Genomic DNA, 12,042 nt, shown 5'->3' with positions numbered 1-12,042 from the left:
CAGCAGTTTTGGAGATAGAGGTTTTATAAATGAGGAGGAGTGGCCATGAAAGGCGTCATCTTGGCGGGAGGCACAGGAACAAGACTGTACCCGTTAACCCGGCTGATCAACAAACACCTGCTTCCGGTCGGAGAATCGCCCATGATTTGTTACGGGATCGACAAGCTTAAGCAGGCCGGCATTACCGATATTCTCTTGATCATCGGCAAGCAGTCGGCCGGCTTGTACACCGACTTCCTCGGCAGCGGCCGGGAGATGGGAGTGAACCTTACCTACAAAATTCAGGAGCAGGCCGGAGGCATTGCCGAAGCGCTGGGTCTCGCCCGCGGATTTATTCCGGCCGGGGGCCGTTTTGTCGTGCTGCTCGGCGACAATTTGTTTATGGATGATTTGCAGCCTTTTGTAGAGAAATTCAAGAAGCAGCCTTATGGAAGCGCCAGGGTGCTGCTCAAACCGGTTAAGGATTCGCGCCGATATGGCGTGCCCGTCTTCGACGAGCACAACCGCAAGCTGATTACGCGAATTGAAGAGAAGCCGGAGCATCCAAAATCAAATTACAGCGTAACCGGCATCTATATGTACGATGATCAGGTCTTTGAGCGGATAGAGGCCACGTCTCCTTCGGCGCGCGGGGAACTGGAGATTACCGATGTGAACAATTTGTATGCCCGGGACGGCAAATTGGAATATGACGTTCTGCGGAAATGGTGGACGGATGCCGGCACATTTGACTCTTTGCGGGAAGCAGCCCGAAAGATGGGGAAAGCGGGGCAATAACGCTGTCAATCAGGTTAAAGGGAGGAAGCGGGCCATGAACAAGAAGAAGCTGCCGTTACAAGCTGTGAACATCCATTCCTGTGAAGGAAGGTCCCTCCTTCCGGAGACCGCTTCGCTTGCGGCTTCCGTCAGTGCGGATCCTCCCGTCCGATCCGGGCGGAACAGAAGGGGGAAGCTGAGTGTGAAGGAAGGAAGGAAACGGAACCGGCGGCGGAAAGTCCGGGCCGGAGCCGATGCCCGGAATAAGCGGAGAAGAGGTTTCCGGAGATTAACCCGCAGAACAAACAAGAGGCTCTCTTTCAAACGGAACCAACAAGGGCCCCCCTCTTCGCAGCCGGTCCGTTTCGAGGAGGAAGCAGCTATGCTGCAGGATCAGCAGACTATTGACGCTGGGAATGAAGCCGTACAACCAGCCAGTGAAGCGGAATTGGAAGAAAGATACCAGGCGGGATTTCGGGAAGGTTATTTTGAAGGAGGCGAAGGCGAAGTAGCGCGCCTGCTACCGCCAAATACGATTCTGCGGGGGTATACGGTTCGTGATCTTATAACCTCCGGTCTGGCGCAGCTGCCGCAAGAGGCGCTGATTCCGCTTCTGCCGCCGGAAGGCGTAGCAGACAGCTTCCGGGCCGCCTTGGCCTCCGGCCGGCCTTTATCTTTGGTGAGGCTTGGAGACGGAGAACTGCTGACGCTGGCGCATGATACGGTTCTGCCTGCGGTAGAAGCACGGCGCCGCGGACCTTTCCTGCCTTACGCAGGCGTTGAACTTCCGGCCCCAGGAGTAAGGGAAGCGCTGGCGCAAGCTCTCAGAAAAGCGGATATGATCGGCGTTCCCCAGTCCAGGCACCCTTCCTTTCAGGGGCTGCTGTTTCCGGTCTTCTCCCATTATGGACTTGATCCCGCCCAGCTCCGGTTAACCTCGTCTACGGTGAATTACGCTTTGGTGGAGCGCGGCCTGCTCCTTCCCCTGCTGCTGGGGAGAAGAGTGCTGGTCATCGGCAACAAGTCGGCCGGCCTGGCGGAGGTGCTGGCCAGATCGGGAGTTGAGATCGGAGGCATTGTGCCCTCCGTACAAGGAGCACAAGATGCCGAACATGCAATTGCGGCTGCGGCCGGCTATTCCTTTGACCTGGCTTTGGTTTCCGCCGGGATTGCTGCGGTTCTCATTTGCAGCGAAATAGCTTCCCGGCTCGGGAAGCCGGCGATCGATTTCGGCCATGCGGCCAATAAACTGGAAAGCGGCGAATGGATGCTCCGCTGAAGGAGGGAGAGGTGAAAAATGGCGAAGATGACAAACCCCATAAACAGGCTGCAGAGGCAGGGTCCTGGCAGGATACAGCGAAGCGGAACCAAAGGGGGAGGAAGAGCGGGCGGCCGGCTTCGGGGCAGACGCAGAAAGCCAACATCCCCCTGGCTGAACCGGCTGCCAGCAACCCTCCCGGTATCCACAGGCGAGGATAACCAAACCGGCCGCGGTTCTGCAGGAGCTCAGGCGCCTCTTTTTGAAGAAGGCTGGAAGGCGGGTTACGAGAAAGGGCGGCAGGCCGGGTATGATGATTTCGAGCAGATATTTGAAGGCACAAGCATCATTATCCCTACCTACAATCAGAAGGAGATGCTGCTCCAGTGCCTGGATCGTATAGAAGCTTATACGCCGCAGCCTTATGAAGTGATCGTCGTGGATGACGCTTCGTCGGACGGAACGGCGGAAGCGCTGCGCCAATACCGGAAAGTACGGGTAGCCGTCCATGACAGCAACAAAGGATTTGCCGGTTCGATCAACACCGGGTTAATGCTGGCCAAAGGACGTACAGTGCTGCTGCTGAACAATGACGTATTTGTTGCGGAACGCTGGCTGGCGAATATGCTGGATTGTCTGGAGTCCTCGCCGGACATCGGCGCTGTGGGACCGGTCACCAACTATATTGGCGGAGAACAGCAGATCGACGTACCCTATCAGGATCTGCGGGATTTGGACCGGTTTGCCGAAGAGCGGAGCCGGCCGGATCGCAGCAAGTGGAGGGAAACGGAACGGCTGGTCGGTTTTTGCCTGCTGATGAGACGGGAGATTGCCCATCAGACCGGTTATCTGGATGAGGGCTACCGGCTTGGCAATTTTGAGGATGATGACTGGATTATCCGGCTCCGGCTGCAGGGGCTGAAGCTGGTGATTGCGGGCGATGCCTTTGTGCATCATTTCGGCAGTGTCACCATGAGAAGTTTGGATACCAACAAATATCTGGAGGCAAACGAGCGGAACCGGCAGCTGTTCAGCCGGAAATGGGGCAGCATTCATGAATTTCTGGCACGAGATCCAAGCCGCCGGCTCCAGGCGGGTCTGCAAGGCTGCAGCTCCTACGAAGGATTTCCGGCCAAGGTTGTGGTCGAAAGCGGCACAGGGCGCCTGTATTGGCTTCAAGACGGCATGAAATTCCGGATCAGCGCTGGAGGCGCTTATGACCAGCTGGCTTATGCGGGTCCTAAAGTCAGGGTATCGCAGCGGGATTTGCGGCATTTGCCTTATGCCGGCGAATGGACGCTGGAGCAGGTAAAGGCTGCTTTGGCGGAACTGTCTGCGCCGGCTGAATCAGGTCCTTTTCCTTATAAAGAGGGGGCCGTGATTGAACTGCCGGAAGGGCAGTGGTTCCAGATCGACCGGGGGACGGCACGGCCGATCCTGACCCGGTACACCCTGGAGATTTGGGGGCTTGAACCTAGAATTTCCTCTGGATCGGCTGACCAGCTCGCCGTTTATCCTGAAGGACGCCCGGTTCTCCCGCCCGTTATTTTGTTAGCTAACGAATTATAAAATTATCCCCTGGACGAAGAGCCATGGCGGAACGTACATTGTGGCCCCGGCATATGCTGAAATCAGTAGGACGCCGGGGCGTTTTAGGTTTTGCGGCGCCGGCGTCCGGGGCAAATGGAGGGGCTAAAACGTGGATCAAAAGATTACCGATATTCTGATGCACATGGCGCATTCACACCAACAGCTTGCCCGTGTCATTGATGCCGAACGCCACATTACGGTCAGAATGGCACAGATTGTGCATGCGCTGCCGGATGAAGAACCGGACTTTGAAGGTGTTGAGGGAATGCTGGAAAGTACGTCTTCAGTCAACAAAAGCATTATCGCTTATTTAAACTCCATCGCAGACCTGGAGGAAGCCATTGCTGAGAACCTTACGCAGGTAATGACTGAGCTCAAAGGCTCGGAAGAGGAGTAGCAGCCCGATTTCGGAGGTGAGAAAGTGAGCAGGGAGCACGCTTATGTGAACATATTGGATGCCGCTGCCAAAATTCAGTGGAACGTGGCCATGATCCTTGAAGCGAAAGCCCTTGAAGCGGAGAAGGCGAGAAACTGGACGCTTAATCATTTGCATGCCAGCAGCTTCAGCGACCATGAAAGCCAGCTGGGTCAGCCGCTGAACGTTCATGAGCAGATGGTAGAGCTGATCGACGGACTGACCAAGCTGGAGAACGGATTATGCAGCAACCTGAGGGCTGTGCTGTCAACCTCGGGTGGAGGCTCCGGCGACTCGGACGGATTCGGAGACATGCTTGGGGGCCTGGGCGGCCTGGGCGGTTTAGGATTTGGAGATGAGGAAAAATGATGCTCTTGAACCGTCCGCCGACGGAACAAGAGGCCAAGCTTCAATTGATTATGTCTATATCCAGAAGCCAAAATGCGGTAGCGCGCATTCTCGACAGCTTGGCCGACATTTCGTCTTATTCCGAAGAAACCGCCGGGCTGCTTGCTCATGAGGTTCACCGAATGACCCGGTATCAGCAGGCGATGGCTTCGCTCCTTACGGGGCTTCAAATGCATCGGCAGTACACAGGCGTTCCGGCAAAGCCATGGATTAACGCGGGTTCAGCAACGTCCATTGAACAGGGGATAAAGGAGGAAGATTGACTTATGGCTTTAAAGAAAACAAGCAAATCCGTCAAGCTGCGCAAAAGAAAAGGCAGAGTCAAGTTACGCAAACGCAAACTGACAAAACGGACCGGACGCAGTACGGTCTGGCTCCGCAAGAAGAAATCAGCTAAGGGCAAGACCGTTCGCAGAAGGGTGCGCAGAAGAAGAAGTGTCTTACGTCCGGGAAGAAAGGCCGTAGTTCAGCCGCCGGTACCAAGTCCTGCCGAGGAATTAACAGGCACAGACGCTTACCAGGAGGGTTATAACGAAACCTATCAAGAAGGCTTTAACACCGGTTTCGCCCAAGGTTTCGAAGACGGTCACAAGCTGGCCTACCAGGAGCAGGAGAACAAAGCATAGACAGGTCTTCTGACCTCAGAATTCAGGATTTCTAAATAAGATTAACGGCCTGGTCCCTATAACGCAGGGTACCAGGCCGCTATGTTCAGTCTGTTGCCGGCAGCTTATACATACGTTTCGTACAAGCTCCGGACGATCAGCTGCTCCTTGAAAGCCTCCAGGCTTAAGGCTTCCGACAGGCTGTCTTTAAAGACAGTAACCGACTTCGGCCTGGAAGCGGACAAGTCAAAAAGGTTGTCGCTCCACCGGGCGTCCGCCGCCCGCAGGTCCAGCGACACAAATTTGGCGAAGGCCCGGCTGCGCAGCACGATCACGAAACGATCGTTCGCTTCTGTTACTTCTGCTTGGATCTGCGGATCCAAATAGTCGAAATGTTTGGATTTCACGAACAGCACAGTACCGCTGCTGACCGGATGTCCTGCTGCGGCAAATTCGAATTCCAGGTAGCTCTGCCGGAGCTTCTGCTTGCTGTCCAGCTCCTTGCTGAACTCAAGGCTGGCTGCCTCCTTGGAAGAAAGGGCCTCTACCGACACTTCCGTTTCGCCGCTGTGGATCACTTCTGAGCGGTGGTTCAACAGGCGCCAGGACAAACGCCCGCTGACCGGGTGAAGCGTCTCGTTGGTCACGTGCAGCGACGCGGCTGTCCCTTCTTCGCACGCCGAAGCGAGCACCGGAGCGAAAAATCGTTTGGCCGCATGATGGGTGGCTTTCCATCTGCCGAAGTAGTCCAGGCTGGACCAGGAGGCTCCAGGCCAGATATCGTTCAGCTGCCAGTAGATAGCCCCCATGCACCGGCCGCGGTTGCGCCGCCAATGCTCGACCCCGACGCGCATGCCTTCCGCCTGAATCAGCTGCGAAACGTACAGAAGCGAATCAAAGTCTTTCGGATATTTAAAGTATTCGCTGATATAATAAAGGATTTTTTCGTTGCCCGTGCCGTTCTTCTGGTGGGCCTCCATGACATAGGAGAAAATGTTCCGGTCTTCAGGCAGGGTGAACGTCTCCACCGTTTTCAGCGAAGGAAACGACTGCAGCCCGAATTCGGACATGAATCTCGGATACAGCGTGCGGAATTCCGTAATCGGCTTCCGGCCGTGCCACACATCCCAATAGTGCATATCGCCTAGGCTTTCCTTGTTCGGATCGTCCAGGCCGCCGGCCGAGGAAGGGGAAGAACGCCAGTAAAAGGTGTTCGGATCAAGCGATTGGTTCAGCTCGGGCATAAATTGCTCGAATTGAAGCAGATAATCGTCTCGCAGCTTCTCCCCGAACCGTTCCGTCCAGCCCCAGTAAGCCCACGCATATTCAAGCTCGTTGTTGCCGCTCCAGATGCCGAGGGAGGCGTGATGGCGGAGCCTTTTGACGTTGTCGATCGTCTCCTGCCGGATGTTTTCTTTAAAGCTTTCGTTGAAATCGTAAGCGCCGCAGGCATACAGATGATCCTGCCAGACGATCAGCCCGTATTCGTCGCACAGGTCGTAGAAGCGGTCGTCCGGATAAAAGCCGCCGCCCCAGATGCGGATGCAGTTGTAGTTGGCTTCCACGCAGCTCTGCAGCAGGTTCTTAGACCGCTCGAAGCTTAGTCTTCCAAAAACGTTGTCCTCCGGAATGTAGTTGGCCCCCATGGCAAAGATGCTTTTGCCGTTGACTTCAAATTCGAACGATTCGCCCCATTGGTCTTCCTCCTGGCGGATCGTCAGCGTCCGCAGGCCGATGCGAATCGTTTTGTCGTCGATGACCCGGTCCCCGTTCAGCACCTGTACGGTCAGTCCATATAGCGGCTGGCTGCCGTAATTGTGCGGCCACCACAGCTCAGGATGGTCAACACCGATCGTCTGCAGAACGCTGTAACCGTCCAGGGTTGCTTCATGTTCCCATGTTTCGCCGTCCGGAGCCTTCAACACGATGCGCACCCGCAGGCCGGCTTCTCCCCACTGGCGGACGTCTGTCCGGATCTCCAGGCTGACGTGATCCTCTGTATGGTGCTGCGTCACAAGTACATCCTCGATCCGTCCGAAGTCGTAGCCGCGCAGCTCGATGTCCCGCCAGATGCCCGAATCAGGCAGCTGCGGACCCCAGTCCCAGCCGAACATGCTGTGAGCCTTCCGCAGATGGGAGATGCCGGGCACCGCATCGGCGCAGCTGCACAGGTACATCTCCTTGTCCCGCTCCAGAACATAGCGGGTCGGCGACTTCAGCAGGACGTGGATGTGATTTTCCCCGGGCTGCAGGACCTGCTTAACATCCGGCTCATAGGTACGGTGCATGTTGTCGGCTTCGAGCACGAGCTTTCCGTTGACCCGGATTTCGCACAGCGTGTCCAGGCCTTCGCAGCGGAGCAGGACAACGTCATGGTTAAGCGCCTCTTGTTCCACAAAAAAAGTTCTTTCGTATTCGTAATCAAATTTCGTCAGCTCCAGAATGTCGTATTCATTGTCGCGGAAGAACGGGTCTTCCATTTTGCCGGCCTCAAGCAAATCCTGAAAAACAGATCCCGGTACGACGGCGCTGTTCCACTCCGTTTCGTCGGTCCGTTTCATTTTCCAAGCCCCATTAAGTGTTAGCAAGCGCATCTGATCTCCTCCTGATATCGGCTGTTGATTTTGTGCTGTATTTGTATTTCCGGTTTCACAGTGACTCAAGCCTAACCGCCAAGAATAGCTAGATCATAGCATTCCGTCTGAATGTCGTCTTGTATTGCTTGCGTAAAGTTTTGTACTATATTATCATTTTTCTGATTTGAACTTGATCGGGAAAGGGAGGGGAACATGGAGATTCCTGTTCTGCGCGCCGCTGCACTTATCGACGCCCAGGTGCAGTCGAACTATCATATCGTCCATTCGATTCAGCATGCTTATCCGCTGCACAGCCATGATTTTTACGAGCTGTTCCTGGTTACTTCCGGCAGGTGCATCCACCGGATCAACGGGGAAGAACAGCCTTTGGAGACGGGGGCGATGGCTTTCGTCCGGCCCGGAGATACCCACGGCTACGATTACTGGGGACACGAGGACTGTCAGTTTATGAACGTCAATTATTATCCGGAAATTGTGGAGAACGCGTTCGCTTATTTCGGCAACCCGGGTTTTGCTCAGAAGCTGAAAGAAGGGCGGAAATCGCCTGTAGTCCGGCTTGTGTCCTCCGATCTGGAGGCCTTAAGCCACAAAGGAAGACAGATGCACCTGTATACGACGACGGACAAACCCAAAGCGCGGACGGCGGCCCGCAGCCTGCTGACCGAGGCGTTGGCGAATTTTTATTACGATTACCGGGACGAAAGCGGCAGAACCCTGCCGGAATGGCTTGATCCGCTGCTCATCGAAATGCAGAAGAAAGAAAACTTTACCGCAGGGCTGGGAAGGCTGAACGAGCTGGCGGACCGAAGCGTCAGCCATCTCAATCGCATTTTTAAACAATATCTGCAGACCACTCCCACGGCTTACATCAATCAGCTCCGGCTCAGTTATGCCAGAAATTTGCTGCTGACTACCCGGCTTTCTATCCTGGAAGTCTCGCTGGAGGCCGGTTTTGATAACCTAAGTCATTTCTATCATCTGTTCAAAAAATGTTATGGCCTGTCGCCGGGGAAAATCCGCAGCGGATGACAAGCCGCTAGCCAAGCTGCTGGCCAAGTTCCTAGCCAAGTTCCTAGCCAAGTCCAGGACGAAAACCCAACCGTTACGAAAGAAATCCAATCATCGTTAAATAGTAAAACGCTTACATTTTAACTACAATTGGAAAATGATTTCACTCTTAAGCGGGAGGGATAACCAGTATGAACAAAAGGATTCGCCGATTGCTGCTTGCCACGGTCGGAGCCGTGCTGCTGACCGGCTGTTTTATGCCGGGAGACAGGAGCGCATTCGCCGCCGAGACGGTGCCGGTAACCGTCACCCAAACGGGGGACATCGTTACGGCCGATAACGGCCTGCTGACTGTGACGTACGATTTGTCCGACGGGAAAGGGGACTTGAGAGCCGGGGATACGACGATTATGTCGGACTTTTACTCGGACTACAGGCTGGCGGGCAGCACAAGCCGCATCAGTTCGTTTGACGAGGGCACGCGGACGGCGGCCTGGACTCCGATCGGGAACGACCGCTACGGATACGGCGGTCAGAAGCTGACGATTACGAACACCCTTGCCTCCGGTTCGACCCTCGTATTAAATCTGTTGTTCTATGAGAATTTGCCTTATCTGCTAGCGGACATGAAGGTCGTAAGCGGCACAAGCCAGAGCATCGACTTGATGGAGCCGATAGCGGCGCCGAACCTGGATATCGGAGCAGGCGCGGACAAACGGATCTACACGACGCCTTACACCAATAACTTCGATTTCGGCGTTGCCCCCGTCAACGACTTCGGCAACAGCCAGAACGGTTACGAACGTCTGCCGGGCTATTCAGAAGAATGGACCGCTTTTAACGGCACGAGTTATTGGGTGGCCTCCGTCTTTGACAACTGGAGCAAACACGGCTTTGTAGCCGGGGCGGCAACCACGTTTAAATGGAAAAGCATGCAGCATTTAGGGCAGGCGGAAACGATGAATGGTCCGCTGACCCGCTTATCCGTCTACAACTCGGGCGGAAAGCAGAGCGGGACGGAGGTGTCGTCCGATTCCTTCTTCCTCGGTTATTTTGACGATTACCGTACGGGTCTCGAGACCTTCGGCAAGGTCTATGCCGCAGCAGAGCCGACGCTGGACTGGTTGGGGGATGTGCCGACAGGTTTCAACACCTGGTACGCCTACTACGACTATTCGTCGGCCGACTCCATGTATGCGATGACGGATTATTTTGCCGATCATTTGAAGTCGCTTGGTTATGAATACATGAATCTGGACTGCTGCTATCGGGGGGTTCAAGGGCAGGATATTGATCAGAGCCTGAAGCAGTTCGTCGATTACGTGCACGGGAAAGGCATGAAAGCCGGGACCTATTCCGCGCCGTTTGCGATCTGGGACGATTTGAATTCGACTGTGCCGGGGACCTCCTATACCTTCAGAGATATTGCGCTTAAGCACGAAAGCGGCCAGCCGATCAAATCTTATATCAATACTTATATCGTGGATGCGACGCATCCTGGCGGCCAGGCTTACCTGCACTGGGTGATTCACCGATATCACGTAACACCGGGCTTCGATTATGCCAAACTCGATTTTATAGACTTAGGCATGACCGACGGGGCGTTTTATGACTCGTCCAAGAACGGGATGCAGGCGTACCGGATCGGCATGGGCATTATCCGCGACGAGCTGGAGAGTGCGCCGCAACCGGTCTTTATCGACGAATCGATTGCCCCGCTGATGCCATCGGGCTACGCGCACGGCAGAAGATCCGGCGTCGATACGACGATCGGGCTGGAATCTTACCCGGGCATCGAACGGCAGGCCCTGAATACCGCCGCTTCCTGGTGGACCAACGGAACGCTGTATGATTACAATGATCCGGATATGCTGTTCCCGCAAAATGTCATCAACGGGTTTGACAGCATGACCCTGAACGAAGCGAAACTTCTGGCGACGACGGTCGTGATGGGCGGAGGCCATCTGCTCCTTGGCGATAACGTGCCTTTTATTTCGGAAGACCGGATGAAGATGATTGTCCAGAATCCGGATCTTCTTGCGCTGGCCAGGAAAGGGCTGGCGGCGAAGCCGGTGCAGATGACGAACTTTTATCATCACCTGGAGCATGCTCCGGCCGTGATTTATTTGACGGATGCAAACGGCGACCGCTATGTCGGCCTGTCCAACTGGGATATGAACCATACGGCTGAAGTCTCGTTCTCATCCGCGGATATCGGACTTGATCCTGATGCGGCTTATACTATGACCGAGCTGTACAGCCATACGAAGCTTGGTTCACTCTCCGGCAGCTATTCGCATACGCTGCAGCCCGGGGAATCTATGATCGTCAAGGTATCGGACGAGGAATCGGCACTGCCGCAGCCGCCTGTTAATTTGGCGCTGGGGAAAGAAGCGGCCGCTTCCTCAACCTGGTCTGCAGAAGCCGGTTTTGACGCTTCGAAGGTAACGGACGGCGATGTCGCCACCCGCTGGAGCGCGGAAGGGGGTACGGCTGACAACCAATGGATCGAAGTCAACTTTGGCGAAAGCACGGAGCTGAACCGGGTCGTGGTCAGCGAATACGGTTCCGGCAGCCAAAGTTTCCAGATTGAAACTTATGCGCTGCAATATTGGGACGGCTCTGCCTACAAGGGTCTAAAGAAGGAATATACGCTCGGCGACAACCGTGTGTTTGATTTCCCGGCGGTATCCACGACCAAGCTGCGGCTGTATGTGGAGAAAGCCCGGTTTATCCCGTCGATTGCCGAGATCGCGGCTTATAACGTGCCTGACAATACCGGTTTTGTCATTGACCAGGACAACAGCGGCGCGCCTTCATGGACCTATTCGGATATCCGCGATGTCGTGCAGCGGATGCAGACCTTTACGCTGATGCAGCCGGAGCTGCCAAGGCTGGACGTTTACCTGTATGAAAGTTACGCGAATAAAGTGCCGGAGGATACGCTTAACGTGGACGTAGTGGAACTGGATTCAAACGGGAATCCGGTGAAAAAGCTGTTCAGTTCTGCGCTCAATCCGAACAACATTCCGGGAGCGCCTGCGCCATATGCAGTATATCCGCGTTTGACGGGACTGGATACAAGCAAACAATACGGCTTCATTTTGCGCTCGCCCGGCACGCTGGAGGACGGTTCAACGACCAATAAATACGGTTTTGCCTACAGCGATGATAATACGTACGCCGGAGGTTACGAGCGGCTGTCCACGGACGGCGGGCTCACCTGGTCGACGGAGAGTGGAGGAAACCGCGATCTGAGATTTACAGTGTATAAATAATCAGCGGGATATGTGAAGATGAAGGCCGGGTTCCCGGCCTTCCATTTTTCCAGGCGCCTATTAGGAGTGCCAACCGTCGCGATAATAATCCAACCGTTGTTATATGGTAGCGGTTACAATACCGCCG

At 55.0% G+C, this 12,042-nt stretch carries 10 protein-coding genes; 9 read left to right on the top strand and 1 reads right to left on the bottom strand.

The features are described 5' to 3' along the window. Positions 1–45 precede the first annotated feature (45 nt). From AWM70_RS14095 to AWM70_RS14065, 7 genes are all read left to right on the top strand, one after another. The gene (locus AWM70_RS14095; RefSeq protein ID WP_068697394.1) at positions 46–777 is read left to right on the top strand and encodes a sugar phosphate nucleotidyltransferase; all 732 of its coding nucleotides are present in this window, start codon (positions 46–48) and stop codon (positions 775–777) included. A 34-nt stretch (positions 778–811) separates the two neighbouring features. Beyond that, the gene (locus AWM70_RS14090; protein WP_237167719.1) at positions 812–2,035 is read left to right on the top strand and encodes a GT-D fold domain-containing protein; all 1,224 of its coding nucleotides are present in this window, start codon (positions 812–814) and stop codon (positions 2,033–2,035) included. A 27-nt stretch (positions 2,036–2,062) separates the two neighbouring features. Beyond that, positions 2,063–3,583, top strand: a complete 1,521-nt coding sequence (locus AWM70_RS14085; RefSeq protein ID WP_169823445.1) for a glycosyltransferase family 2 protein — start codon at positions 2,063–2,065, stop codon at positions 3,581–3,583. Between the two features lie 130 nt (positions 3,584–3,713). Next, positions 3,714–4,001, top strand: a complete 288-nt coding sequence (locus AWM70_RS14080; protein WP_099093094.1) for a nucleoside-diphosphate sugar epimerase — start codon at positions 3,714–3,716, stop codon at positions 3,999–4,001. Positions 4,002–4,025: 24 nt separating this feature from the next. Beyond that, the gene (locus tag AWM70_RS14075) at positions 4,026–4,388 is read left to right on the top strand and encodes an alpha-helical endospore appendage domain-containing protein (RefSeq protein ID WP_068697392.1); all 363 of its coding nucleotides are present in this window, start codon (positions 4,026–4,028) and stop codon (positions 4,386–4,388) included. Continuing rightward, a complete protein-coding gene (locus AWM70_RS14070) occupies positions 4,385–4,690 on the top strand; it encodes a hypothetical protein (RefSeq protein ID WP_068697390.1) in 306 nt (101 codons plus the stop codon). The genes AWM70_RS14075 and AWM70_RS14070 overlap by 4 nt, the downstream gene beginning before the upstream one ends. Before the next feature lie 3 nt (positions 4,691–4,693). Further along, positions 4,694–5,053 carry a hypothetical protein gene (locus tag AWM70_RS14065; protein WP_068697388.1) on the top strand — a complete coding sequence of 120 codons (360 nt, stop codon included), beginning with the start codon at positions 4,694–4,696 and terminating at the stop codon, positions 5,051–5,053. A gap of 104 nt (positions 5,054–5,157) precedes the next feature. On the opposite strand, the gene AWM70_RS14060 is transcribed toward AWM70_RS14065, so the two are convergent. Continuing rightward, positions 5,158–7,626: a beta-mannosidase gene (locus AWM70_RS14060; RefSeq protein ID WP_068697386.1), complete on the bottom strand. Its 2,469-nt coding sequence runs from the start codon at positions 7,624–7,626 to the stop codon at positions 5,158–5,160. Positions 7,627–7,821: 195 nt separating this feature from the next. On the opposite strand from AWM70_RS14060, the gene AWM70_RS14055 reads away from it, so the two are divergent. Both AWM70_RS14055 and AWM70_RS14050 read left to right on the top strand, forming a co-directional pair. After that, a complete protein-coding gene (locus AWM70_RS14055) occupies positions 7,822–8,658 on the top strand; it encodes an AraC family transcriptional regulator (RefSeq protein WP_068697384.1) in 837 nt (278 codons plus the stop codon). Positions 8,659–8,828: 170 nt separating this feature from the next. Beyond that, positions 8,829–11,915 carry a discoidin domain-containing protein gene (locus AWM70_RS14050; protein WP_068697382.1) on the top strand — a complete coding sequence of 1,029 codons (3,087 nt, stop codon included), beginning with the start codon at positions 8,829–8,831 and terminating at the stop codon, positions 11,913–11,915. Positions 11,916–12,042 lie beyond the last annotated feature (127 nt).

It is taken from the genome of Paenibacillus yonginensis (genome assembly GCF_001685395.1).
In the GTDB taxonomy this organism is placed as follows: domain Bacteria; phylum Bacillota; class Bacilli; order Paenibacillales; family Paenibacillaceae; genus Fontibacillus; species Fontibacillus yonginensis.
The sequence above is the reverse complement of the archived record's forward strand: the minus strand, read 5'-3'. Positions and strand labels throughout refer to the sequence as shown.